The sequence below is a fragment of the Streptomyces sp. NPDC091377 genome, from assembly GCF_044757045.1.
Taxonomy (GTDB): Bacteria; Actinomycetota; Actinomycetes; order Streptomycetales; family Streptomycetaceae; genus Streptomyces.
The window spans coordinates 231,042-255,230 of the sequence record NZ_JBIVUE010000012.1; the positions used below are offsets into that span (position 1 = coordinate 231,042).

A 24,189-nucleotide genomic window follows, 5' to 3' on the forward strand; every position below is an offset into this window, starting at 1 on the left:
GCATGCCGAGTCTGCCGCCGCCCATGTGGGCGGAACTCCACTACGGCGGCACCTGGAACCCGCTGAGCATGCAAGCCGACGCCGGCTTTACCGCCACCCGCGGGCGGGGCGCGGAGCGGGACTCGGCGGGCCCCAGCACCGGGGCCATGACCCTCGTCAACACGGGCGGGCGCTACTCCCGCCGCAGCCCGACCAGCCCGCTGTGGGGGCAGGCCGGGCTGAACACCCCGGTCCGGTACGGGTACCGGGCCGGGTCGGTGTGGGCCGAGAGCGCCGGCACCCTGACCTCCTACCTGTCCACCCCCACCTCGCCCGCCTACGACCTGACCGGCGACCTAGACGTGCGGGCCGAGATCGCCGCCGACTCCTGGACCCGCGACATCGCCCACATCGCCAACCGCTGGGGCGCGGGCGCGGGCGCGGCCGGGTGGGCGCTGCGGGCGTCCTCGACCGGGGTACCGCAGATGTTCTGGTCCCCGGACGGCACCGCCTCTGTGTCCGTCCCGGCCCGCGCCTACCTGCCCGCGCACGCCGGGCAACGCATCGTCCTGCGGGTCACGGTGGACATCGCGAATGCCGACGGCCGCTGGGAGGTGAGGTTCTACACGGGCCTCGACGCCGGCGCCACCGACCCCTCGGCCTGGCGGCTGCTCGGCACACCCGTCACCGGCACCGCCCCCACCAGCATCAACAACCCGCCGGAGCCGCTCTGCTTCGGCGCCCTGCGGCCCTCGGTCACCCCCGGCATGCCCGGATGCCTGTACCGGCTCCAGCTGCGGCAGGGCATCAACGGGCCGGTACTCGCCGACACCGACACGTCCCGCGCGAGCGTCGGCGCCACCTCCTACACGGATCCCGGCGGCGCGGTCTGGACCCTCAACGGGGACATGATGTTCACCGACCGGCATGTCCGCCTGCACGGCGAGGTGCCGGACTGGACACCACAGCGTGACAAGTCCGGCGCCTCCCAGACGGTGGAGATCAGCCCGGCCGGGATCACACGCCGCCTCTCCGCCGGACAGCAGGTCCTGCGCTCGCCGCTGTTCCGGGAGTTCTCCCACCCGTCCCGCACGGCCATCGTCGGCTACTGGCCGTGCGAGGACTCCTCGGCCGCCCTGAGTATCGCGAGCGGTCTGCCGGGCGGACCGGCCGGGCAGGTACGGGGCTCCGTGTCGCTGGCTGCCGACTCCCAGGCGTGGCTCGCGTCCGATCCGCTGCCCACGTTCGCGAAGGGCCGCCTCGACTTCACCGTCACGAAGTACGCCGACACCGGGCAGGTGTCGTTCCGGTGGCTGCTCGCCGTGCCTGCCGCCGGTGTCAGCGCCACCGTGCACCTCATGCGCGCGTCCATGACCGGCACGGCCGCACAGCTCGACGTGTGGGTGACTCCGGCCGGATCGCTGCGGGTGGCTGCGTTCGACGCGGACGGGACCGCTCTGAGCGATACCACGACGGCTTTCGCCGTCAACGGGATCACGGTGGCGATCACTCTGGAACTGTCCCTGAGCGGGACGACGGCCACGTACACGTGCATCACCACGCGATTCGTTCCCGGGCTGACCGTGGACGACCCCCTCGCCACCAGCTCGGGCGGCGGCACCTTCACGGCCGCCGCGGTGGGCAGGTGCACCAGGATCAGCCTCGGATCCGTCGTCGGCGATCTCGGCGGGACGATCATGGGACACCTGGCCATATCGAACGATCTCGCCGGGTACGCGGGGACCGCGGACGCCAACCTCGGCTGGAACGGGGAACTGGCCCGCACGAGGCTGCTGCGCCTGGCAGCAGAGGAACAGGTTCCGCTCTCGGTCGCGATGGACGGCACCCGCCAGCCCCGCCTCGGCGTCCAGAAATCGGGCGCGTTCCTCGAACTCCTCGGTGAGGTCGAACGCACCGACATGGGCGTCCTGTTCGAGCGGCGGGACGCGCCCGAGCTGGCCTACCGGTCGTCGTCCTCCCTGACCAACCAGGAACCCGGCCTGGTCCTGGACTTCACGGCCGGCCTGTTCGATGACATCGCACCCAAGGACGACGACCGTGCCGAGTACAACGCCCTGACCGCAAAGCGCATCGACGGCAGCGAGTACACGTACGAACTCCTCGACGGCCCCCAGTCCGTGCTACCGCCCCCGGACGGCATCGGCCGCTACAGCACCTCCGTCGACCTGTCCTTGTCGAGTGACCAGGACTTGCCCAGCCAAGCCGGATGGCGGGTCCACGTCGCCACCGTGGACGCCATGCGCTACCCCGCCATCACCCTCAACCTCGCCAACCCGCGGGTCTACGCGTTGGCGGATGCGATCCTCCGCACCGACATCGGCGACAAGATCCGCATCACGCACCTGCCCGACGACTACGGCCCGGACGACATCGACCTCCTCGTGTGGGGCATGACGGACGCCCCGTCCGCCAGCGGCTGGAAGGTGACGTTCATCTGCGTCCCCGCCAGCCCGTGGGAGGTGTTCGTGCTGGGGGATCCGGTCCGGGGACGGCTCGACACCAGCGGCTCCGAGCTCGCCACCCCCGCGGCCGCCGATGACACCGAGCTGCTCGTGGCGACGGACTCCGGCCGCCAGGTCTGGATCACCAGCAGCGAGTTCCCCGGCATGTTCCCGCTTGCGGTGAGGATGGGAGGCGAACTGGTGACCGTCACCGGTATCACCCGGGCCACGTCGCCGCAGACATTCACCGTCCAGCGCTCCCGCAACGGCGTGGTGAAGGCCCACCAGGCCGGGACCCGGGTGAGGGTCGCGCGGATGGCGGCCTCATGACCATGCTCTGGATGAGCGTCGGCGCCGTCACCTCGACGTCTGCCCGCTTCGCGGTGCGGGTCACCACCGGGCCGGTGCGCGTCGCTGTGTCCACCAGCCCCGCCATGACCAGCCCCCTCTACTCCGCGGCCACGGCCGTCACCGCAACCGGGACCGCCATCGTCCCCGTCACCGGTCTGGCCGCGGACACCCGCTACTGGTGGCGGGTCGAAGACGCCGGCGTCCTCGACCCGGCCGCCACGGGGCAGCTGATCACCGACCCGCCGCTCGGAGCCCCCGCGAGTTTCACCGTCGGGGTCGGCGGTGACGCAGGGCTGACGCCACTGGTCCCGGGGGTGTCCGGCAGCGCACCCTCCCGGCTGTCGAACCACCCGATCCACGACCACATCCGGGTGCGTGCACTCGCCGAGGGCTGGCGCCGGTTCTGCCACATCGGGGACATCACCTACTACGACCTCGGATCCGGCAACTGGGGACTGGCCGCCACCGCGTCCGCGACGCAGTACCGGACGATGTGGGACGACGTCTACGCCCAGCCCCTCCAGCACCGCCTGTACCGGGAGGTGCCGTGGGTGTACGTCTGGGACGACCACGACTACGGACCCAACAACGCCGACAGCACCTCACCCGGCCGCACGAACGCGCGGACCGTGTACCGGGAGCGGGTCCCCTCGTACCCGCTCCCGGCCGGGACGGGAGCAGGGCCGATCTACCACTCCTTCCAGATCGGTAGGACGCTTTTTGTCGCCTCGGACTCCCGGTCCGACCGGGTCCCCGGCACGACCCTGCTCGGCGCCGCACAACTGGCCTGGCTCGACGGGCTGCTCGCCTCCTCGACCGCGGCTGCGCTCGTGTGGCTCATGCCGAACCCCTGGCTCGGCCCGTCCGCCGACACCTGGGGCGGATTCCCCGACGAACAGGCCGCGATCATCTCCATGCTGCGCGGTCGCGGCTGGCTGGACCGGATGGTCATGGTCTCCGCCGACAAACACGTCTGCGCCATCGACTCCGGCCAGGCATCGTACGGAGGGTTCCCCAACATGGTGTGCGCCTCGCTGGACGCCTCGCCTGGCAGCTACACCACCCAGTACCAGGAGGGGATGTGGCCCGGCCGGGGGCAGTACGGCACCATCACCGTCGCCGACCGCGGCGGCCCCATCACGATCACCATGACGGCCTGGCGCGGCACGCGCCCGCTCGGCTGGACCTACACGGTCACCGGCGGTACCACCCCGGCCCCGGCCGGCCCCGCCTCCCACGTCCTCGGCCTCTAGAGAAAGGGAGGTGCGCTGTGGCGCTGCCGTTCTACGCCGGGCAGGTTCTCTACCCGGATGACCTCATGGCGATCCAGTGGCACCGCGTGTCCCAAGGTGTCGCCCAGTCCGTCACCGCCTCGACCACGCTGGCGGAGTCCGCCATCGTGATCCCCATCGAGGGCCTCACCGTCGTGAAGACATTCCTTCAGTACACGTCGCTCGGCGGGGGGATCACCTGGGACTGGGATGTCACCGCCGGAACGGTCGCGGACGCCGACGGCCGATGGGTCTGGGGCCACGGACAGGCCACCACCGGTGACGTCCTGACCTCCACCGCCATCCAGATGCACCGGTCCGCCCTCTCCACCGACCGAAGCGTGCAGCACTTCACCACCCAGGCCCCGAACGCCATGAGAGAGGAGATGACCGTCAGCGGTTCGGGGGAGATCACGATGCGGTTCGCGCAGCAGACCAGCAACGCCGCGGCGACCACCCTCGCCGCCACAAGCTACGCCCGGTACCTGCGCCTCGAACCCTGACCCACCCCCGTACACACCGTGCCCCGCGCCACCCCGGCCGGGGCATTCCTCATGCCCTGGAGGGCTCATGGACACCGCAGGACGCCACCCCAGCACCGTCCAGGCCGTGCGCGGCCTGGCCTACGACCACCTCCCGCAGCGACTCCAGACCATCAGCCGGCCATTCCACGACCTGGTCGCAGAGATGCTGCGCATCCTCCCCGACGACCCCGAATTGATAGCTGCGATCGGCAAGATCCGGGAGGCCAAGGACTGCTGCGTGCTCCTCGCCGCCCTGGACGACGCCGCCGCAGCCGAGGGGAAGAAGCTCCATGGCTGACCCCATGTCCGCCGCCCGTCTCCTCTCCGCGCTCCGCAGCGAGGGCCTGGAGGTCGTGGAGGTCGGCGACTGGCGCGACCACAACCGCAACCGCAAGGGCCCGTGGGGTCCGGTGCACGGTGTGATGATCCACCACACCGTGACCAAGGGCAGCGCGAAGACCGTCCAGATCTGCCGGAACGGGTACGCCTCGCTGCCAGGCCCGCTGTGCCACGGTGTGATCACCAAGGACGGCCGGGTGCATCTCGTGGGCTACGGCCGCGCCAACCACGCGGGCCTCGGCGACGACGACGTGCTGCGCGCCGTCATCGCCGAGAAGCAGCTGCCTGCCGACAACGAGTCGAACACCGACGGCAACGCCCACTTCTACGGCTTCGAGTGCGAGAACCTCGGCGACGGCAAGGATCCCTGGTCCGCCGCCCAGCTCGACGCCATCGCCCGCGCCGCGGCGGCGATCTGCCGCGTCCACGGCTGGAGCGAGCGCTCGGTCATCGGCCATCTGGAGTGGCAGCCGGGCAAGATCGACCCGCGCGGATTCCCGATGTCCTCGATGCGCGCCCGGGTCGCCACCCGGCTGCGGCCGGCCTCGTACACCGTCCGCGCGGGGGACACCCTCTGGGGCATCGCGGCGGACCGGCTCGGCGCCGGCGGACGGTGGCGCGAGATCGCCACCCTCAACAACCTCACCGACGGCGCCGAGATCACGCCCGGTCAGACGCTCAAGCTCCCCAAGAGATGAGGAAGATCATGTTCACTGCTGCATTCTGGCGGGCGACAAGCGAGCGCACCGTGCGCACCGTCGCCCAGACCCTCGTGGCCACCCTCGGCCTCGACACGACTGGCGTCCTGGACGTCGACTGGGGCCAGGGCCTCGCGCTCGGCGCGTCCGCCGGCGTCCTCACGATCCTCACCGCACTCGCGGTCGGCACCGTGGACGGGCCCGGCCGGACGGAGAGCACGCGGGGGAGCTGATGACGCCGCCGGAGTTGACCGTTGCGCACGAGCTGGCCGAGATCCGGCGCACCGTGGAGGTGGGTTTCACGAGGGTGGACGGTCAGTTGGCGCTTCTGGTGCAGCGTGGAGAGCAGACTGACAAGATGCTCGATGACCATGAGCAGCGGCTCGATGCGCTGGAGCGGAGCCGGTGGCCGGTGCAGGCTGTCACCGCGCTCACGGCTGTGGGTGCACTGGGTCTGGCTGTGTGGCAGGCACTCGGCCGGTGAGCGGCCAGCCGGGTCGGCGTTCGGTAAAGTGGGTATAGTCAGGTTCGGGTGCCGACGAAATCTCAGGTGGGCTCCTGTAGACCCCGCACGAGCGGGGGTGGTCCCACACACCGGTGCGGCTCCGTGGTCGCTCAACCGCCGTCCCCGCACGAGCGGGGGTCACGCCGATGATCGGCGTAGTTGAACCACATCGCCCCCTGCGCAGCCCGCCTGTGAGCGGGCTGCGCAGGGGGCGATTCGTCACGCGGATCGTCACACCTGCCGGAACGGGTCCCTGGGCGGGGCGAACTCGGTGCGAAGGCGCTTCACCTGGGATCTGGGTACCTCGGTCGCGGAGGCGATGTCGCCGAGCGTCGTCCGCCGCAGAGCCAGCGACTTCACTGCGGCGCTGAGGGCCGCAGCGTATGCCTCGCGGGCGGAGCGCAGGGCTTCCAGTTCGGGGCTGTCCGCGAAGAGCGTGACATCCGCCGTCACGCCGACGAGCGCCAGGCCGGTGATCACGTTGGTGCGGGTGGCGGCCAGGGTGCGCCCGTGCCCGTACACCCCGTGCTCGGGCAGGTGAACCGTCCACTCCCGTCCGCGCCTGCTCGCCCGGCCCACGATGGGCTCGTTCCCGCTCTCGGTCACGATGCCCCCGCTGTGATGCTGTCAATGATCTGCTGCACGAGCACTGGGGGGATGGGGGTGGGCAGTACGACTTGACGGCCACCGATCCGGTAGGCGGCGTGGGTGGCGCTGCTGGAAATCTGGGTGACGGTGAGACCCATCTGATGGGCAGCGGTGCGGATACGCGTCAGGGGCCCGCCCTCGGCCGCGCCTGCCCGTAGTGCTGCGGTGACCTGCTGGGCCTGCTTCCACTCCTCCAGGCTCACAACCGGCTCATGCACGACGGTCGGGGACCACACCCACTCCGAGATCGGATTGAGCCTGGCGAATCCCGGCCGCCCGGTCCGGGCCGCCTTGCGGTTGTAGACCTGGTGACCTGAGAGCTTAGGATTGGCGATCAGCCCGTTGACCAGGCGGTGGGTCCACTGGCCTGGATACCGGTCGGGGTCGGCGGCCAGAATGGCGATGATGTCCTTGGTCTCCATGTGTTCCTCGCGTCGCAGTCGGCACAGCTCCCGGGCGGCGCCGAACCGCCGCGGGTCTTGGTGCGGCACGAGCTTCCTCTTGGGGCGCTGCTCACCGAATCGTGTCCCGCCGCGGGCGGGGGCGGTCTCGTCTATCACCGTCGTGTACGGGTATGGCGGGTAGCCGTGGTTCCAGCCGGAGATGGCGTGCTGGATTTGCCCGCCCATGGACATCTCCACCAGGACAGCACGGTAGACCTCCGCTTCGACCTGGCCGGACCTGCGGGTGCGGAGCCGGCCGGACGCGGTGCCGTCCGTCGGCTCGTTGGCGTACACCACCTCCACCCCGATCTGCTCCAGTTCGTGCTCCACGGTGAGGCTGGTCAACATGGCACGGGCCACCCTGTCAGAGCGCTCGGCGAACACGTGCGTGACGCCGTCCCGCTCGGCAAGCGCCATCAGATCCTGGAGGCCGCCGTCACGCTGTACCGGCACGGCGAGCGCGTCATACATCTCGCGCGTCCCCCGGCCTCGCAGTTCAGGAGGGAGCATCCCGGACTCGACGTCCCAATAGAACGCCGTGAACTCCTCGCCCGGCTCCAGCCGTTCCGAGGCGAGCGCCACCTGCCGCGGGATGGAGGAGGCGGGATTTTGCTGGTCTTTGGTGGAGACTCTGCCCACGAACACGGGGTGGCGCGTGGGCTCGGTCGCCCGCGTGTAGCCGTGCAGGTCGGTGAGATCGATGGGGGGTCCGAAGCTGGTCATGGCCCTTCCTGGTGGTCTGTGGTCCCGGCGGTATCGGGCAGGGTCGAGCGGAATGGGGGGGGGTGGATCAGTCGTCGCAGTCGTCGGCGTCGCACTGCTCCTTGCGGAGGTCGCGCAGATAGACGTCAAGGCCGGGGCACACCACCACGGTGCTGGGGCTGCTCTCTGCGAGGTTGGCAATGATTTGTTGTGCGACCTCCGCAAGGCGCTCGTCGGTCGTGGCGGCGGTGATGTCGTACTCGTCGGCTTCCAGGCCGTTGACTGCGACGTCGATGTCGCAGACGGTGATCAGGTCGGCGTCATCGAAGGCGTTGTGGGTGCGGAGAATCCGGCGGATTTCGGCCTCGGCTTCCCGCGCGGTCGGTCCGAGGGCGGCGACCCAGTTGTGCCCGTCCCAGTGCCGGCACCAGTCGGCGTGCATGCGTACGGCGTGCGGCAGGAGTCGCCGGAGGAGGCGGTTGGCCGCGTCGGCGGTGAGGGCCGGAATGGGATAGCGGCGCTCGATGCCGTGCCGGACCGCGTGCGGCACGGCGGAGCCGACCTCACTGTCGTAGTCGGCGAGGAGAGTCCCCGCCGCGAGGTCCAGCTCGATAAAGACGCGCTGGTCCGATGACTGCCCCTGGAAGCGGCAGTGCAGGGCCGCAGGGGCGGTACAGCTGATGATCCGCACGGTCATGGTGATCTCCGGTGGTCTGGGATGGGCCGGACTCCGATGCAGAGGCGCTACGGGAGAAAGAGCGACTCGACCCCCAGAACCTTACGCACCTTACACATCTAGCGCAATGGTGGAGGTCGGTAAGGTGTGCATGTGGAGAGCAACCCGGGCCAGCAGCCCGCGTACGAGTACGACACGACCGTGACCGTCGAGACCCTGCGCGGCGGCTGGCGCGAAGTCGTCCTCACCGCACGGCAAGGGCGCAGGCAGCTCGTCACCCGGTACCAGAAGCCCGTGGCCGTGCTCCTGCCCGCCGCCGACTACGCAGCGATGATCGCCACCGGAGAGCACCCGACCGCCCAGGCGTACCCGGCCCGTCAGGCCAGGGCCGAGATCAGCGGCATCCTGGACCGGGCAGAAATCAGCCAGGAGCACACGCTGGTGACGAGCCACACCACGCCAGTCCTCGCGGTCGTCCCCGTCGCCTGGTACGAACAGACCGCGGCGAGACCCTCGTAGGGTCCTCGCCCGCTGAACCGTCACGCCCCCTGCGCAGCCCCGCCGTGAGCGGGCTGTGCAGGGGGCGATTCGTCATGTCCGGCGGGCTGCACTAGACACCCCTTAGCGCGGTAGGGCGTTTACGCAGGTCAGACGCTTATCATGTGCTCAAGCGGTTGCAGTGTTCACCCAAGAGCGCGCGCACTTCGGGCACGTCGCCGTGGTCGAGTGGTCGGCGCGGGAGTGTTCGGCGGTCCGCTCGCTGGTTATGCCCAGGGTGGGGTGTCGGCCCCCATCCAGTGATGGAGGGGAGCCGACACCCGTTCCCCCAGCTCGCATCGGGGGTACCGTTCTGAGTGTCACAGCAGAACGGAGCACAGTATGCCCGACAGCACCGACAGAGGATACGACGCTTCGATTGGTCGCCGTATCCAGGCCATCCGAAACCAGAGGAAATTAACTCAGCTGGGCCTTGCCCGGCGTGCTCATATTTCCTATAGCTGCCTCACGAAAGTTGAGTCGGGGCATTTGGCCGCTTCACCAACGGTCACAGCAGCCTGCGCCCGCGCACTCAATGTGCCCGTCACTGATCTGACGGGACAACCGTTCTTCGACTCCCTGAAAAAGGATCAGCTCGAACAGCTCATTCAGCCGCTACGTCACGCAGTGGCTAACCCCATGCTTCCCGGCATGGACAACACGACACGCTCCAGAATCGAGATTGAGGCCGATATTCAAGCGCTCGACGGTAGTCGTCTGCGCGGAGAATATATGGCCATGGGTGCGCAAGTCCCCGCACTCATTGATGAACTCCTGGAACTAGTGCACGCAACTGGTCCAGGAGGGGAGCGCGAGAAGATCTACACCCTATTGGCCAGAACCTATCGGCTCGCGAACAACTTCGCGCACAAGCTCGGATTTCTGGATCTGGCGCTACTTGCTCTGGACCGAATGGAACAGGCATCGGCCAGAGCAGACGACCCGTACTTGCCCGCAGTGATCTGCCACTACCGCTCAAACTACTTCCTGCATCACGGAGCCTACGACATCGGTCTACGGGAATTGGCAACCGTGGAGAGAATGTTGGAAGACCCCGTTCGAAGGGGGGATAAGCGGGCGTTGTCCACGCTGGGCACAATGCATCTGAAGGCGGCTGTACTCCATTCACGACGACGCAAACTGACGTCAGAGACAGACGTCCGGGACCGGATCAGTGAGGCGCGGAAAGTAGCCGATCACACAGCGAATCACCCTGACCCATACGGTTTGATCTTCGACCGATTCAACGTGGAAGTGCACGCAACGTCAACGCAACTCGACCTTGGCGCTATGGGTAAGGCAGTCGAACACGGCGAAAGCTTCCGGCTGCCTGTCACTTGGGCCATGAATCGTGCGGGTCACCATCACATGGATATGGCACGCGGGTACGAAAAGCTCGGCCGAAATGAAGATGCGCTGAAGCATCTAGTCGATGCTCGTGCCGCAACACCGGCGCAGACTCGCTATCACCCGACAACTCGGGAAACGGTACTAGCCCTTCTACGGGGGCGGGGCGCGCCTTCACCTGAATTACAAAGCTACGCCCGATGGGTAGGCGTGTAGGGCCTACCAAGAGCGTCAAGGCCCCGACTTTCAAGTTTGAATGAAAGTCGGGGCCTCTCTGTGTCGGCACTCTGGGTGAGCACGCAAAGACCCCCGCGACGGGCGAACGTCCGGGGGCGTGGCCAACCTGGAGAGCAGGTCAACATGGTGAAGCTTATCCACACGTTCGTACGGCTGCTGCTGGACCTCTTAGCGCCTGGTCCAGGAAAGCGCCGGGCTGGCTCCCGTCCGGCTCCCGTCCCTTCCCCGCAATGCGCGGGCGCTGCCCGCCCGGCCGCCGCACGGGTTCGGGTGCCCCGTTCCCCCTACGGTCTGCACGAGCCGCTCGACGGCGCGGGTACGGCCCTCATCCGCCCCTACGTGATCGCTGCCGAGCGGGAGCGTGAGAGGGCACGTCAGGCCCAACGGCGCACAATCCTGGTTCTCGCCGCTGACTTCGGCATCGACCTGGACCGGCACGTGGTCGGTGCGAGGGGGGCCGTGCGATGAGCGGGCCCGCCGTAGAGGGGCACCGGTCGGCGGAGTGCGCTCTGGCCGCGCGGCAGGGGTACGAGCTGCTGCATGACGACTGCCGACAGACGAAAGACGTGCCGTTGCCCCACGGCGGGGGTGCGGTGCTCGTCCCGCGCTGCGCCTGCCCCTGCCACAGGCAGGGTGCGGAGGGGGAGCGGTGAACGCGGGTACCAAGCCCGCTCCGGGCAGGTCTCGGATGACGATCGAGACGTACCGGGTCGGTGCGGACCGCAAGCCGAAGGGCCCGGTCGTGCGACGCACGTACCGGCCGGTTCCGGGTCCGCTCGCGACGGTGTCTCAGGCGTGGCCGCCGTGCCGGTGTGCGCGCTGCCGTGACGCGGGCGTGCTGTCGTGGCGCGGGCGGGGGGTGTGACATGCCGACGGACCCTGAAGCGCAGGAGCGGCGGATATGCGGGGCGGGCGCGGTCATGCCGGTGGACCTGGTGGCGCTGATGCTCGCTCACGTCGAGGACGACAGCGACCCGGGCGGTTCGGTCCAGTACATGCTGCGCTGTCCGCTGGAAGGGCACGGGTCCGGTCCGCACCATGCCCTGACGTGGGTTCTGGACGACCCGCGCGAGGGTGAGGTGTGGGCGCAGTGGGACGACGGGCGCGACCCGCACGGGTTCCTCGTGCTGCCCGACTGCAACGTGATCGGCCGCGCGCAGCGCGGTGGGGGGGAAGAGGCGTGCGGGCTGTTCGCCGTGCATCCGGGCGGCCACAGCTTCGAGTTCGCCGATCCGGTGCGGGAGGCGTTCGAGCGGTCGCCGCAGTACCGGCGGGTGATGGCTGCCGTGGAGGAGAGGACGCGCCGTCCGGAGCCGGATCCCCCGGACCATGCCACGGGCAGACAAGGCCCCCCGCAGGGGTGGGCACCGCCCGCATGAACGCCCCTCCGCCCGCCAGGCAGCAAGGCCCCGGGCGGAGGGAGCACCAACCGCCCGCCCCGCATCCACCCCATGCGGGGCGTGCACCCCTCCCCACACCTGTCGACCCGAGCACCCCCCTCGCCAAGGGGAGAGGAGACCCGAACGTGGACACCCCACATAGTCCGCCCCCAGGACCCGCAGAGAGCACGGATCCGCTCTCCGCCGCGTTCACCGCGCTCAGGGTCGCCGAGGCCGCACTGGCCGCCGTCCGCGACCGCCTGGAGGAAATCCAGCAGTCCCAGACCCAGCAGCGCCGGGCCCACTGCTCCCGCACCGGCAGACACAGCGCCCACGACCCGCGCCGCCGATGAACCCCGCCGAATTCCTCCCCGTCCCCCGCACCACAGAGCTGACCACCGAACAGCTCACCGGGCAGCACTGCGTGTGGTGCGGCCAGCCGACCGTCGTGGACCTCGGGCCCCGGACGAGCGCCATCGATGGCCGCATGCAGGAGTGGCGGCCCCGCGGCTGCCACACCTGCACGACGCGAGAGGCGACCCGGGTGCACCACATCCACAAGAGCATCTGCCCCCGCTGCACCAGCCGCCGCTACTGCCCCGACGCCCACGCCCTCCACACCCTCGCCGTTCTGGCACCGATCCGCGGGCCCGGCCGGTGACACCAGCACCGGCCGGGGCCGAAGTCCACACGAGAGAACTGATCACACAGACTTCCGCCGGCGCCATCTGCGTACGACACCGGTGGAGGCGGGCCACCCGAATGGAACACTGAGCCCGTGAGCGAGACCATGAATCCTCCGGTGCAGTGCATCCAGTGCATGGACACGCACGTCATCACGTCCCAGGAACGCGATCCCCAGACCGGCTTGCCGCGCTGGCGATACACGTGCCTGGACTGCATGGTGGCGTGGTGGGTCGACCAGCACGGGGGCCACGCCTGCGACTACGAGCGAAGGGACCCAACGCTATGAACAACGAGGCCACCAGGGCCGTGCGCCGGATGGCGACCCTCTGCAACTGCGTGCAGTGCGGTGGCGCGTCCGTCATCACACTGCCCAACGGCAGGCAGAAGTGCCTGGACTGCGGACGGGAAGGATGACACCGGACGCCCGGGTCATCCCGGGGCCGGTATCTGAGCAGATGGCCTGGGGAGAGCTGTACGACCTCGCGCTGCGGATCGCTGAGGAGCACGGGGCAACCATTCCGGGCTCGGCCCGCGACGTCGGCCGCTACGACTTCCTGGCCCGGGTCGACCGATCCGCCGACGAGATCACTCTCCACTGGAACGGCAAGATGTCGTGACCGGAGCCGCTGGCCCCGGCTTCGCGATCCCGCCCAAGCCGTAGCCCAGCACTGCCCGACTCCGGGTCGCAGCACGGGGCCTTACCAGCGGGATTGGGTGCCTTTCTGGTCCGCCGCCATGAGGACCAAGTGGGCATTGAGCGCTGTCTCGATTCGTAGCAGGGTGGACAGCCGTACATCCCGCTGCCCTCGTTCCAGTTCGGAGTAGGCCGCGCGATCTATTCCGGCGCGCTCCACGAGTTCTTCCTGTGTAAGGCCGGCCGCGAGACGAACAGCGCGGAGCCGATCGCCGAAGGCGATACGCAATGCGAGGAGCTGAGCGGAGTCGGGTGGCGGGTCAGGCAGTGGCACCCTGCAACGCTTGCGATCGCATGATCAAAAGTCTGTAGGCGATGTCGCCTACAGATCCTGCATGATTGATTAATAGTCGAACTAGTTTAAGTTTCGACTGGCAACGTTCTGGGGGGCTGACGAAGAAGCGAGTGCATGGTGAGTGACGGCAAGTCGGAATCTTCTGGGACCACCCCCGACCGTCCGGCTTGGTTGCCCGAGACCGGCGCAGCGCGCGCTGAGAGTTACCGTCTCGCCCCGCCCACGATCCTTGCTCGCTACGAGTGGGAAACCGGTGACTGCTTCATGTGCAAGGCGCTGAATCGTTTCGTCACGACTGTCAGTACGCGGGGTGGCGATCCGGGCCGGAAGGAAGTGCCCCTCACCATGTGCGGCAGTTGCGTACTGACCCAGGAGGAAGAACGCCGGGCTCGCATGATTCGCCGGGGGCTGCGGTACGTCCCGGGGCGGATCGGCCGACCGGAGTGAGGCGGGGCCCTGGGTGGGGCACTCCTGGGGCAGGTCTGGGGCAGAACCCCCCACGCTGCCCCATGAAGAGCCACGAGGAGCCACGACTGATGAGGTTGAGGAAAACGCAGGAGCCGCCTCCCACCTGGGGAAACGGCTCCTGTGATCCTGCTCAGCTGTCGGGGTGGCGGGATTTGAACCCACGACCTCTTCGTCCCGAACGAAGCGCGCTGCCAAGCTGCGCTACACCCCGATGTCCCCGCTTGTCGCGGTGACGACGATTACTTTAGCCCACCGGTGGCTGGAGACGAAATCCGGTTTTGGGGCGGTGGCGGACGGGGTTCGGGCGGGTGTGATCGATGGCGATCAGGAGGAGGGCGGCGGCGTAGAGGGCCAGGCCCAGGAGGAGGGCGTTGCCCAGGACGCCGCGGTAGCCGTGCTGGACGATGTCGAGGAAGGGGTAGGGGTAGCGGGCCGGGGCTCCGGGGAGGAGCAGCTCACCGCGGGCCAGGGTGAAGGCCAGGTAGGCCAAGGGGTACAGCATCCAGGGCGCCGCTTGGCGGAGGCGGAGGCGGCTCGGGGGTGTCAGGAGGAGCCAGTCCAGGATCGCCGCCGCAGGAGTGATCGTATGGAGGAGGACGGTCGCCGCTGTCGCCCCACCCGACGGTGCCGTCCGCAGCGGGCTCGCCCCGTCCGCCAGGAGGAAGTGGTGGACCGAGGCCGCCGCCACCACGTAGAGGAGCGCCGCGCCCGACACCGCGCCCGGCAGGGGGCCGCGGGTCGTCCACGCCCTGCGTGCCGAGGCCAGCATGGTGGCCGCCAGCAGGATGTTCGCCTGGACCGTGAAAGAGCTGAGGGACTTCGCCGGGCCGGCCAGGAGCAGGCAGATCGTGATGCCGGTCGCCGCGGCGAGGGCGGTCAGTACGCGGAACGCCGCGGTCGGTGAGCGTCGGGCCGGTGCGCACACGGCCGCCGCGGGGACGGGGGGAAGCGCGAGCGAGGGTATGCCCGGGACCGCGGGGAGGTCCGGTATGTCCCTGGGTATCGGGGCGGTCATGCCCTCACGCTAGGCAAAACCGGCATATCGGGCGCGGTGGGCGGGCCGTGTGAGGGACCCCCGGGCGGCTTGGCCGCTACCAGTGCCCCTCGTCCCTCGCCCCTCGGCCTCTCGTCCCTCGCCCTCAGTCCTCCGCCACCAGCGTCAACAGCGTCGCCTCCGGTGGGCAAGCGAACCGTACCGGTGTGTAACGGTTCGTCCCGCAGCCCGCCGATACGTGCATGTACGCCGTCCGCCCCTCCGCCGTGTGCGTGGACAGGCCCTTCACCCGCTCCGTGTCCAGGTCGCAGTTGGTGACGAACGCGCCGTAGAAGGGCAGGCACAGCTGACCGCCATGGGTGTGGCCGGCCAGGACCAGGGGGTAACCGTCCGCCGTGAAGGCGTCCAGGCTGCGGATGTACGGCGCGTGCACCACGCCCAGCGCCACATCGCCCGCGCCCGAGGGGCCCCCGGCCACCTCCTCGTACCGGTCGCGCCTGATGTGCGGGTCGTCCACACCGGTCAGCTCCACCGACACCCCCGCGGCCTTCAGCACACCCCGCGTGTTCGTCAGATTCAGCCAGCCCGCCTCGTCGAAGCCGTCCCGCAGATCCTGCCAGGGGTTGTGGATCGCCCCTACGGCCGGCGCGTTGCCGTTCAGGCCGTGCTTGCCCTGCGCCTTCTCGAAGAGATAGCGCGCGGGGTTGCGCAGCTTGGGGCCGTAGTAGTCGTTCGAGCCGAAGACGTACGCCCCCGGGAACTCCATCAGCGGACCCAGCGCGTCCAGCACCTCCGGCACGCCCTCCGGGTCGGACAGATTGTCCCCCGTGTTGATCACGAAGTCAGGGCGCAGCCCTGCCAGCGTGCGCAGCCAGCGCTGCTTCTTGCGCTGACCGCGGACCATGTGGATGTCCGAGACGTGCAGTACGCGCAGTGGAGGCATCCCGGCGGGCAGCACCGGGACCGTCACCCGTCGAAGACGGAAGGAGCGGACCTCGAATCCCGCCGAGTAGACCAGTCCGGCGGCGCCGGCCGCCACGATTCCCAGGGGTACTCCATATCGAGCGCGCATACGACCATCGTGTCAGAAGCCCGCACCATCGCCGAACCCTGCCGGCGGCCCCCTGGCCGAACCTCACCGCCAGCCCCCCTCCGGACCTCCGGTGCCTCTTCCGCCCGCCCGGTCGGCCATCCCGGTGCCTCCGCCAGCCCGCCCGGTCGGCCATCCCGGCGCCTCCGCCAGCCCGCCCGGTCGGCCATCCCGGCGCCCCCTGCGCCCTCGCCCCGCCGGAATTCCCCGCGCCTCCTCCGCCGCACCTGCGACAATCGACCCCATGACCACGCTCAAGTCGAAGCTGCAGGACGACCTCAATGCCGCGATCAGGGAGCGCGACGAGCTGCGCTCCTCGACGCTCCGGCTGACGCTCACCGCGATCACCAAGGAGGAGGTCGCGGGCAAGGAGAAGCGGGTGCTCTCCGACGACGAGGTCCTCAAGGTGATCACCCGTGAGGCCAAGAAGCGCCGCGAGGCCGCCGAAGCCTTCGCCCAGGGGGGCCGGGCCGAGCAGGCCGCGCGCGAGAAGGCCGAGGGCGAACTCCTCGCCGACTACCTGCCCAAGCAGCTCTCCGACGAGGAGCTGGAGGGGATCGTCGCCGAAGCCGTCGAGGAGGCCAGGAGCGCCGGGGCCGAGGGGCCGCGCGCGATGGGCGCGATCATGAAGATCGTGAATCCCAAAGTCGCCGGCCGGGCCGAGGGCGGCCGGGTCGCCGCCGCGGTGAAGAAGCACCTCGCGGGCTGACTCCGCCACACCACCGGGAACAGCAGGGCCGTACCACCGGGACAGCAGGGCCACGACGGATCGGGGGCACCCTCCCAAGAGGGTGCCCCCGATCCGTCGTATGCACGGCCAGTGGACCAGCCAGCAGATCAACCGGTCAGCCGGTTAGCCGACCGGTCAACCAGTCAGTCCGTCAACCAGTCAGTCCGTCAGCCGGTCACGGCCGGTTCTGCTGTCACGGCCGTTTCCTGCCCTCACGGCCAGTTCCCGCCGTCGCCGCCACTGCCCTCGTTCCCCGGGATCCATCCCTCGGGGATCGAGTACGTGGGGTCGGGGACGGGGTTGCCGTCGTTGCCGCCGTTCGGGCCGCCGAGGAAGCCGCCGTTGTCGTTGCCCCAGCCGCCGTCGCCGTCGCCGTTGTCACCGTCCTCGGTGCCGCCGTTGTCGCCGCCGTCATTGCCGCCGTTGTCACCGCCGTCCGTATCGCCGTCCTCCTCGTCGCCCTCCCGGTCGCGCTCGTTGCTGTCCGGGATGTTGATGACGTTGAAGTCGGGGGCGGGCTTGTCGGTGAGGGCGCCGGACATCATGTCGCGCCAGATGGGACCGGGGACCTGGCCACCGAACACCTTGTCGTGCCAGACACCGCCGATGGTGATGTCGGACATCTGGCGGTCGTGCGCCGGGTCGCCGACCCAGACGGCACCGGCCATGTTCGGCGTGTAGCCCACGAACCAGGCGGCGTACCGCTCGTCCGTCGTACCAGTCTTGCCCGCGCTCGGCCGGCCGCCGAGCCCCGCCTGGGTGCCCGTACCGTCCTCGACCACACCGCGCAGCAGCGTGTTGATGGTGTCGGCGGTGGTCTCGGACATCGCGCGCGAGCAGGTCGACTTCGGGACCGGCAGCGACTTGCTCTGCTCGCCGACGCGCTGGCTGATGGACTCGATGGCGACCGGCGTGCAGTACATGCCGCGCGAGGCGAAGGCGGCGTAGCCGGACGCCATGGTCAGCGGGGACATCTCCTGGGTGCCGAGGGCGATCGACGGACTCTGCTCCATCGGCTTGCCGTCGGCCCGCTGGACGCCCATCTTCTTGGACAGCTCGACCACCGGGCAGGTGCCGATCTCGCTGATCATCTGCACGAAGTAGGTGTTGACGGACTTCGCCGTCGCCTCCTTCATGGCGTACGGGCCTACCTCCGACTCGTTCTCGTTCTCAAGCGGGACACCCTTCTCGCTCCAGGTCTTGCCGTCACACTGCGCGACCGGGCTCGGGTAGTCCATCTCGTACGGCGACGAGTACGACTTCGTCGCGGGCATGCCGCCCTCTATGGCCGCCGCGGCGACGATCGGCTTGAACGTCGAGCCCGACTGGTAGCCCGCGCCGCCGCCCATCGCCTGGTCGACCGAGAGGTTGATCTGCGTCTCGTTCTTCCCGAAGCCGTACGGCCGGGACTGGCCCATCGCCAGGATCTTGCCGGTGCCCGGTTCGACGATGGTCGCGGCGGTGGCCACCTCGTCGCTCTGGTACACATGCTTCTTGATCGACTCCTGCGCCGACTCCTGGGCCGTCGGGTCGAGCGTCGTACGGATGGTCAGACCGCCCTGGTTCCAGACCTTCGCCCGCTGCTCCTTCGTCTTGCCGAAGGTCGGATCGCTCAGGAACACCGCGCGGACGTAGTCGCAGAAGAAGCCGGCGCCGTTGACCGCGGTGATGCAGCCGTTCTTCGGCCTGCTCACCTTGAGGCCCAGCGGCTCCCGCATCGCCATGTCGGCCTCGGCCTGGGAGACGTCACCGGTCTCGGCCATCCGCTGGAGCACGGTGTTACGGCGCTTGGTGGCCTCCGCCTCGTCGTTGACCGGGTCGTACCGGCTCGGCGACTGGACGATGCCGGCGAGCAGCGCCGACTCCTGGAGGTTCAGGTCCTTCGCCGACTTGGAGAAGTAGCGCTGGGCCGCGGCCTCGACGCCGTACGCCTGCTGGCCGAAGAACGTGATGTTCAGGTAGTTCTCAAGGATCTTCTTCTTGCCCAGCTCCTCCTCGACCTGGATCGCGTACTTCAGCTCCTTGATCTTGCGGCCGAGGGTCTGCTGGATGGCCTGCGCGACCTTCGTCGGGTCGTCGCCCGCCTCCTCCACGAAGACGTTCTTCACATACTGCTGGGTGAGCGTGGACGCGCCCTCGGCGACACCGCCGCTCTGCGCGTTCTTGTTCAGGGCGCGCAGCACGCCCTTGAGGTCCACCGCGCCGTGCTGGTAGAAGCGGGCGTCCTCGATCGCGACGATCGCCTTCTGCATGTACGGCGAGATGCTCTTGAGGTCGACCACCGTGCGGTCGCGTGAGTAGACCGTGGCGATCTGGTCGCCGTCGGCGTCGAGGATGGTGGTGCGCTGGCTCAGCGGCGGGGTCTTCAGGTTGGCGGGAAGCTCGTCGAAGCTCTCCACCGAGCCCTTCGCCGCGAGTCCGAGAGCGCCGACGGCGGGCAGCGCGATCCCGGCCATGACGGCACCTGCGAGCACACTGACACCGAGGAACTTGGCGGCCTGCTGGGTCGGCGACAGACCACCGCCCGAGCGGTTCTTTGGCATGAGGGCAGCCTACGTTCTCATTCGCCGGACACGCGTATATGCCTTGGCCTAAGCTGCTCTCAACTGTCACAGCAGTAGGGCTACGTATCAATACGTCCGGCGACCCCGAATCGTTCCGGAGGTTTCCCGACCATGTGAGAGGGGCGTGTCCGAAACCGCCTTGTGTGTCATATGGCGTCCGTTGTGACTCAGTGGAACTGCCCCGGTTTGCCGGGATGATCACGCATGTCGCCAGCTCACTCCCCCGGGTGATCTGCCGCTTACGCATAGTCCGTTCGGGCCATTCAAGATTGGGCCCGAAGGGGGTGTTGCGCTGTGCCCACCTTCCGTAACGTCCTCAACTGGCGGCGGTGAATATGCCGCTGCCGCCGTGGGGGAGCCTCGATTCGGGAGAGGACGGCGCCGGTATGGGCTGGGTAACCGACTGGAGTGCGCAGGCGGCCTGCCGCACTACCGATCCGGATGAACTGTTCGTTCAGGGAGCAGCGCAGAACAGGGCCAAGGCGGTGTGCACCGGATGTCCGGTACGCACGGAATGCCTGGCTGATGCGCTGGACAACCGCGTCGAGTTCGGCGTGTGGGGAGGGATGACGGAGCGGGAGCGCCGCGCCTTGCTGCGCAGGCGGCCCACCGTGACCTCATGGCGCCGGCTCTTGGAGACCGCGCGCACGGAGTACGAGCGGGGGGTCGGGCTGGTGCCCCTCGACGACGACGAGGTGTACGAGAACTACGCCGCGGTGGGGTGACCTCCGCAGCGACACGCGCTACTTCTTCGACGCCCTCGGTGCCCCGCACCTCCGGTGTCCGAGAACCCTGGCGCTCGTCGCCCCGGGTGGCCATCGACCCAGGTGCTTGACGCCGTGGCCGTGCATCGCCGGTTTCGTGTGCCGCCGTGGTGGTCGTGCATTGCCGGTTTCGTGCATCGCCGTGGTGGTCGTGCATTGCCGGGTTCGTGTGCCGCCGGTGTCACGCATCGGTGCGGTCGCGGTCGCGGTCGTAGTCATGGTCGTGGTCGTGGTCGTGGTCGGTCGAGCGACGCTGGACCAAGAGCGCTGGTCCAGCCGAGCGAAGCCGCTTCTACGCCGGTCAGCCCCACCCGTGTGTCGGCCTTACGCGTGTCAGTCCTACGGGCATCAGCTCCAAGGCATATCGGTCCTACGGGCTTCAGCCCCGCGCGTGTCAGGAGCCCTCGGCCGTACCTGCCGTACCCGCCCCACCGGGCGTGTCAGGAGCCTCGGCCGTCCGCCCATTCCGCCCCGTCCTCCCGGACAACCGGTCCCCGATGTCCCGTAGACCCGCGAGGTCATGGACGTCACCGGGCAGCGCGGCCACTTCGGCCACGGCCACCTCGGGGTGCAGCGCGGTGAAACGGTCGCGGGTGCGCTGCTCGCGGGAGAGCAGATGCATCCGCTCGGCGTGCAGCCGCAACAGACCGGCGGTCAGCAGATCGACCGCCCGGTCCTGGGCCGTCTGGTCGTCCGCAGCCCGGTCGTCCGCAGCCCGGTCCTCCGCAGCCAGGCCCTCGGCCGCCAGGTCCTCGGCAGCCCGGTCGTCCTCGGCCTGCTCCCCGGCCGTCTGTTCATCGACCGCCCGGTGGTCGACCGCCCGATGGTCCACCGTCAGGTCGTTGACGCCGCCGTCGGAGACCGGCTCGGCCTTCCTCTTCGCGTCCGGCGGGTCGGCGGGGGAGCCTGCGTCGGGCGAGGTGGCCTCGGGGTCGGGCGGTGCTGAACTGCCGTAGGAGTCGGGAGAGTTACGAAGTCCAGCTTTCCCGCCCCCCTGATCCACAATGCGGGGTTCCTCAAGATTTTCCGCGGCGGCGAGCGCCCGCTCGGCCGGCAGCCGGTCGGCGCCGCTGCCGTGGACCCGGTTGAGCACCAGACCGGCCAGCGGCATGGCCTCCGCGGCGAGCCGCTCCACGAAGTACGCCGCTTCCCGCAGCGCGTCCCGCTCCGGCGCCGCGACCACCAAAAACGCCGTGCCGGGCGCCTGGAGGAGTTTGTACGTGGCGTCCGCGCGCGTGCGGAAGCCGCCGAACATGGAGTCCATCGCCGCCACGAACGTCTGGACGTCCCGCAGCAGCTGACCCCCCAGCACCTTCCCCAGCGCGCCGGTCATCATCGACATCCCCACGTTGAGGAACTTCATCCCCGCCCGGCCGCCGACCTTCGCCGGGGCCAGCAGGACGCGGATCAGCTTGCCGTCGAGGAACGAGCCCAGCCGCTTCGGCGCGTCCAGGAAGTCCAGCGCGGAGCGCGACGGCGGCGTGTCGACCACGATCAGGTCCCACTCGTCCCGCGCGCGGAGCTGGCCCAGCTTCTCCATCGCCATGTACTCCTGCGTGCCGGCGAAGCCCGCGGAGAGCGACTGGTAGAAGGGGTTCGACAGGATCGCGGAGGCCCGGTCGGGATCCGCGTGCGCCTCGACGATCTCGTCGAACGTGCGCTTCATGTCCAGCATCATGGCGTGCAGCTCACCGCTGCCCTCCACGCCCTTGACCCGGCGCGGGGTGTTGTCCAGCGAGTCGATGCCCATCGACTGGGCGAGCCTGCGGGCCGGGTCGATGGTGAGCACGACCACCTTCCGGCCGCGCTCGGCCGCCCGCAGGCCCAGCGCCGCCGCCGTGGTGGTCTTGCCGACCCCGCCCGAACCGCAGCACACCACGATCCGTGTCCCCGGGTCGTCCAGCAGCGGATCGACGTCGAGCACGCGCGCGGGCGCCAGCCGACGGGCCCCGTCCGGGGCCGACACAGCCGATGCGCCCGAGGCGGCCGAGGCGGCCGAGGCGGCCGAGGCGGCCGAGGCGCCCGGGGTGGCCGAGGCGGCCGGGTCCGAAGTCACGAGATCCCCTGCTTCCGCAGCTCGGAGGCGAGCCCGTACAGGCCCGCCAGGTCCATTCCCTCGGCGAGCAACGGCAGCTCGTGGGACGGAAGGTCCAGCTCACCCAGAGTCGCCCGCTGCTCCTGCTCCAGCGCGTGCCGCTCGGCGTACTCCTCGGCCTGCTCCAGCAGCGGCCCCACCAGCCGCTCGGCGCGCTGCCCGCGCCGCGCCCCGCCGAGTCCCGCCGCCGACAGCGACCGCGCCAGCGCCGAGCGCTCGGTGGTCCGTACGAGGTCCAGGTCGGCGGCGTCCAGCAGTTCCGGGCGGACCATGTTGACGATGATCCGGCCCACCGGCAGCCGCGCGGCGCGCAGCTCCGAGATGCCGTCGGCGGTCTCCTGGACCGGCATCTCCTCCAGCAGCGTCACCAGGTGCACCGCGGTCTGCGGCGACTTCAGCACCCGCATCACGGCCTGCGCCTGATGGTGTATCGGGCCGATCTTGGCGAGACCGGCCACCTCGTCGTTCACGTTCAGGAAGCGGGTGATGCGGCCCGTGGGCGGGGCGTCCATCACGACGTGGTCGTAGACGAACCGGCCGCTACGGTCCTTGCGGCGGACCGCCTCGCACGCCTTGCCGGTCAGCAGGACGTCCCGGACGCCGGGGGCGATGGTGGTGGCGAAGTCGATCGCGCCGAGCTTCTTCAGGGCGCGACCGGCGCCGCCCATCTTGTAGAACATCTGGAGGTACTCCAGAAGGGCCAGTTCGGGGTCGATGGCCAGCGCGTGGACCTCACCGCCGCCCGACGCGACCGCGATCTTCCGCTCCTCGTAGGGCAATGCCTGTGTCTCGAACAGCTGGGCGATGCCCTGCCGGCCCTCGACCTCGACGAGGAGGGTGCGCTTGCCCTCCGTCGCGAGGGCGAGCGCGAGTGCGGCGGCGACCGTCGTCTTTCCGGTCCCGCCCTTGCCGCTGACGACCTGGAGCCTGCTCACGTCTTCGAGCGTAACCAGTCCGCGCCCGGAGCAATCGGGAGCCTGTGGATAACTCCGGCCCGGCCCGGGGGTGCGCTCCCGTTCCCGGCGCCGGGACACGGCCGCTGAAACGCCTCCGTCCCGGGCGGATACAGTCGCCCCATGACCAAGTGGGAATACGCAACCGTGCCGCTGCTCGTCCATGCCACGAAGCAGATCCTGGACACCTGGGGCGAGGACGGCTGGGAGCTGGTGCAGGTCGTGCCCGGCCCCAACCCGGAGCAGCTCGTGGCCTACCTGAAGCGCGAGAAGCAGGCGTGAGCGCGGTCGAGGCCCGCCTCGCCGAGCTGGGCCTGACCCTGCCGCAGGTGGTGCCGCCGCTGGCCGCCTACCAGCCGGCCGTGCGCACCGGACCGTACGTCTACACCTCGGGCCAGCTGCCCATGGTGGACGGCAAGCTTCCGGTCACCGGCAAGGTGGGCGCGGAGGTCACCCCCGAGGAGGCCAAGGACCTGGCCCGCATCTGCGCGCTCAACGCGCTGGCGGCGGTCAAGTCCGTCGCCAGTGATCTGGACCGCGTCGCGCGCGTGGTGAAGGTCGTCGGGTTCGTCGCCTCGGCGTCCGACTTCACCGGGCAGCCCGCCGTCCTCAACGGGGCCAGTGAGCTGCTCGGCGAGGTCCTGGGCGAGCGGGGCGTGCACGCGCGCAGCGCCGTCGGTGTGGCCGTGCTGCCGCTGGACGCGCCGGTCGAGGTCGAGGTCCAGGTCGAGCTGACCGAGGTCTGAACGCCGGGCCG

At 69.5% G+C, this 24,189-nt stretch carries 27 protein-coding genes and 1 tRNA gene; 18 read left to right on the forward strand and 10 right to left on the reverse strand.

The genetic code is table 11. The features are described 5' to 3' along the window. The first annotated feature begins 2 nt into the window (after positions 1-2). The 7 genes from ACIQNG_RS25695 (at position 3) to ACIQNG_RS25725 (ending at position 6,108) form a co-directional block, all read left to right on the forward strand. Positions 3-2,771 (forward strand): hypothetical protein, encoded by a 2,769-nt coding sequence (locus ACIQNG_RS25695; protein ID WP_401488130.1) that lies wholly within the window; start codon positions 3-5, stop codon positions 2,769-2,771. Then, the gene (locus ACIQNG_RS25700; protein WP_401488132.1) at positions 2,768-4,045 is read left to right on the forward strand and encodes an alkaline phosphatase D family protein; all 1,278 of its coding nucleotides are present in this window, start codon (positions 2,768-2,770) and stop codon (positions 4,043-4,045) included. The genes ACIQNG_RS25695 and ACIQNG_RS25700 overlap by 4 nt, the downstream gene beginning before the upstream one ends. A 17-nt stretch (positions 4,046-4,062) precedes the next feature. Beyond that, positions 4,063-4,566 carry a hypothetical protein gene (locus ACIQNG_RS25705; protein ID WP_401435896.1) on the forward strand — a complete coding sequence of 168 codons (504 nt, stop codon included), beginning with the start codon at positions 4,063-4,065 and terminating at the stop codon, positions 4,564-4,566. Between the two features lie 67 nt (positions 4,567-4,633). Next, complete coding sequence (locus tag ACIQNG_RS25710; protein ID WP_401488134.1) at positions 4,634-4,885, forward strand: hypothetical protein; 252 nt, start codon at positions 4,634-4,636, stop codon at positions 4,883-4,885. Further along, positions 4,878-5,624 carry an N-acetylmuramoyl-L-alanine amidase gene (locus ACIQNG_RS25715; protein WP_401488136.1) on the forward strand — a complete coding sequence of 249 codons (747 nt, stop codon included), beginning with the start codon at positions 4,878-4,880 and terminating at the stop codon, positions 5,622-5,624. Before ACIQNG_RS25710 ends, ACIQNG_RS25715 begins: the two co-directional genes overlap by 8 nt. Before the next feature lie 8 nt (positions 5,625-5,632). Next, positions 5,633-5,857, forward strand: a complete 225-nt coding sequence (locus tag ACIQNG_RS25720) for a holin (RefSeq protein WP_401488138.1) — start codon at positions 5,633-5,635, stop codon at positions 5,855-5,857. After that, a complete protein-coding gene (locus ACIQNG_RS25725) occupies positions 5,857-6,108 on the forward strand; it encodes a hypothetical protein (protein WP_401488140.1) in 252 nt (83 codons plus the stop codon). The genes ACIQNG_RS25720 and ACIQNG_RS25725 overlap by 1 nt, the downstream gene beginning before the upstream one ends. 252 nt (positions 6,109-6,360) lie before the next feature. Here the strand turns inward: ACIQNG_RS25725 and ACIQNG_RS25730 are convergent, their stop codons facing one another. The 3 genes from ACIQNG_RS25730 to ACIQNG_RS25740 all read right to left on the reverse strand — a co-directional run bounded on the left by ACIQNG_RS25730 (position 6,361) and on the right by ACIQNG_RS25740 (position 8,619). After that, positions 6,361-6,735: a hypothetical protein gene (locus ACIQNG_RS25730; RefSeq protein ID WP_401488143.1), complete on the reverse strand. Its 375-nt coding sequence runs from the start codon at positions 6,733-6,735 to the stop codon at positions 6,361-6,363. Next, the gene (locus ACIQNG_RS25735) at positions 6,732-7,943 is read right to left on the reverse strand and encodes a recombinase family protein (protein ID WP_401488145.1); all 1,212 of its coding nucleotides are present in this window, start codon (positions 7,941-7,943) and stop codon (positions 6,732-6,734) included. The genes ACIQNG_RS25730 and ACIQNG_RS25735 overlap by 4 nt, the downstream gene beginning before the upstream one ends. A 67-nt stretch (positions 7,944-8,010) precedes the next feature. Further along, positions 8,011-8,619, reverse strand: coding sequence for a hypothetical protein (locus ACIQNG_RS25740; RefSeq protein ID WP_401488146.1), 609 nt, complete (start codon positions 8,617-8,619; stop codon positions 8,011-8,013). Positions 8,620-8,751: 132 nt separating this feature from the next. Here ACIQNG_RS25740 and ACIQNG_RS25745 point away from each other — a divergent pair, with 132 nt between their 5' ends. From ACIQNG_RS25745 to ACIQNG_RS25775, 7 genes are all read left to right on the forward strand, one after another. Continuing rightward, on the forward strand, positions 8,752-9,117 hold the full coding sequence (locus ACIQNG_RS25745; protein ID WP_401488148.1) for a type II toxin-antitoxin system prevent-host-death family antitoxin: 366 nt from the start codon (positions 8,752-8,754) through the stop codon (positions 9,115-9,117). A 360-nt stretch (positions 9,118-9,477) separates the two neighbouring features. Then, positions 9,478-10,698, forward strand: a complete 1,221-nt coding sequence (locus tag ACIQNG_RS25750; RefSeq protein ID WP_401488151.1) for a helix-turn-helix domain-containing protein — start codon at positions 9,478-9,480, stop codon at positions 10,696-10,698. A gap of 887 nt (positions 10,699-11,585) precedes the next feature. Next, positions 11,586-12,098: a hypothetical protein gene (locus tag ACIQNG_RS25755; protein ID WP_401488153.1), complete on the forward strand. Its 513-nt coding sequence runs from the start codon at positions 11,586-11,588 to the stop codon at positions 12,096-12,098. Between the two features lie 146 nt (positions 12,099-12,244). Continuing rightward, positions 12,245-12,451, forward strand: coding sequence for a hypothetical protein (locus ACIQNG_RS25760; RefSeq protein WP_401488155.1), 207 nt, complete (start codon positions 12,245-12,247; stop codon positions 12,449-12,451). Next, on the forward strand, positions 12,448-12,759 hold the full coding sequence (locus tag ACIQNG_RS25765) for a hypothetical protein (RefSeq protein ID WP_401488157.1): 312 nt from the start codon (positions 12,448-12,450) through the stop codon (positions 12,757-12,759). Before ACIQNG_RS25760 ends, ACIQNG_RS25765 begins: the two co-directional genes overlap by 4 nt. A gap of 308 nt (positions 12,760-13,067) precedes the next feature. After that, on the forward strand, positions 13,068-13,199 hold the full coding sequence (locus tag ACIQNG_RS25770; RefSeq protein WP_401488159.1) for a hypothetical protein: 132 nt from the start codon (positions 13,068-13,070) through the stop codon (positions 13,197-13,199). Further along, positions 13,196-13,402, forward strand: coding sequence for a hypothetical protein (locus tag ACIQNG_RS25775; protein WP_401488161.1), 207 nt, complete (start codon positions 13,196-13,198; stop codon positions 13,400-13,402). The genes ACIQNG_RS25770 and ACIQNG_RS25775 overlap by 4 nt, the downstream gene beginning before the upstream one ends. An 81-nt stretch (positions 13,403-13,483) precedes the next feature. On the opposite strand, the gene ACIQNG_RS25780 is transcribed toward ACIQNG_RS25775, so the two are convergent. From ACIQNG_RS25780 to ACIQNG_RS25795, 4 genes are all read right to left on the reverse strand, one after another. Further along, positions 13,484-13,753, reverse strand: a complete 270-nt coding sequence (locus tag ACIQNG_RS25780; RefSeq protein WP_401488163.1) for a helix-turn-helix domain-containing protein — start codon at positions 13,751-13,753, stop codon at positions 13,484-13,486. 626 nt (positions 13,754-14,379) lie between these two features. Then, positions 14,380-14,453, reverse strand: a tRNA-Pro gene (locus ACIQNG_RS25785). A 33-nt stretch (positions 14,454-14,486) separates the two neighbouring features. Beyond that, positions 14,487-15,257, reverse strand: coding sequence for a Pr6Pr family membrane protein (locus ACIQNG_RS25790; RefSeq protein ID WP_401488165.1), 771 nt, complete (start codon positions 15,255-15,257; stop codon positions 14,487-14,489). A gap of 124 nt (positions 15,258-15,381) precedes the next feature. Next, positions 15,382-16,308: a metallophosphoesterase gene (locus tag ACIQNG_RS25795; RefSeq protein ID WP_401488168.1), complete on the reverse strand. Its 927-nt coding sequence runs from the start codon at positions 16,306-16,308 to the stop codon at positions 15,382-15,384. A gap of 262 nt (positions 16,309-16,570) precedes the next feature. On the opposite strand from ACIQNG_RS25795, the gene ACIQNG_RS25800 reads away from it, so the two are divergent. After that, entirely contained in the window at positions 16,571-17,035 is a 465-nt protein-coding gene (locus ACIQNG_RS25800; RefSeq protein WP_401433947.1) for a GatB/YqeY domain-containing protein, read from the forward strand. 233 nt (positions 17,036-17,268) lie between these two features. Here the strand turns inward: ACIQNG_RS25800 and ACIQNG_RS25805 are convergent, their stop codons facing one another. Further along, on the reverse strand, positions 17,269-19,599 hold the full coding sequence (locus ACIQNG_RS25805; RefSeq protein WP_401488170.1) for a transglycosylase domain-containing protein: 2,331 nt from the start codon (positions 19,597-19,599) through the stop codon (positions 17,269-17,271). A gap of 407 nt (positions 19,600-20,006) precedes the next feature. Here ACIQNG_RS25805 and wblA point away from each other — a divergent pair, with 407 nt between their 5' ends. Next, a complete protein-coding gene (wblA, locus tag ACIQNG_RS25810) occupies positions 20,007-20,345 on the forward strand; it encodes a transcriptional regulator WblA (protein ID WP_365315478.1) in 339 nt (112 codons plus the stop codon). A 433-nt stretch (positions 20,346-20,778) separates the two neighbouring features. On the opposite strand, the gene ACIQNG_RS25815 is transcribed toward wblA, so the two are convergent. Both ACIQNG_RS25815 and ACIQNG_RS25820 read right to left on the reverse strand, forming a co-directional pair. Continuing rightward, complete coding sequence (locus ACIQNG_RS25815) at positions 20,779-22,350, reverse strand: ArsA family ATPase (protein WP_401488231.1); 1,572 nt, start codon at positions 22,348-22,350, stop codon at positions 20,779-20,781. 86 nt (positions 22,351-22,436) lie between these two features. Then, the gene (locus ACIQNG_RS25820) at positions 22,437-23,414 is read right to left on the reverse strand and encodes an ArsA family ATPase (RefSeq protein ID WP_401488172.1); all 978 of its coding nucleotides are present in this window, start codon (positions 23,412-23,414) and stop codon (positions 22,437-22,439) included. A 141-nt stretch (positions 23,415-23,555) separates the two neighbouring features. Between ACIQNG_RS25820 and ACIQNG_RS25825 the strand changes: the two genes are divergently transcribed. Further along, positions 23,556-23,714 (forward strand): DUF4177 domain-containing protein, encoded by a 159-nt coding sequence (locus ACIQNG_RS25825; protein ID WP_009189813.1) that lies wholly within the window; start codon positions 23,556-23,558, stop codon positions 23,712-23,714. Further along, positions 23,711-24,178 carry a RidA family protein gene (locus ACIQNG_RS25830; protein ID WP_401488174.1) on the forward strand — a complete coding sequence of 156 codons (468 nt, stop codon included), beginning with the start codon at positions 23,711-23,713 and terminating at the stop codon, positions 24,176-24,178. The genes ACIQNG_RS25825 and ACIQNG_RS25830 overlap by 4 nt, the downstream gene beginning before the upstream one ends. The last annotated feature ends 11 nt before the right edge of the window (positions 24,179-24,189 follow it).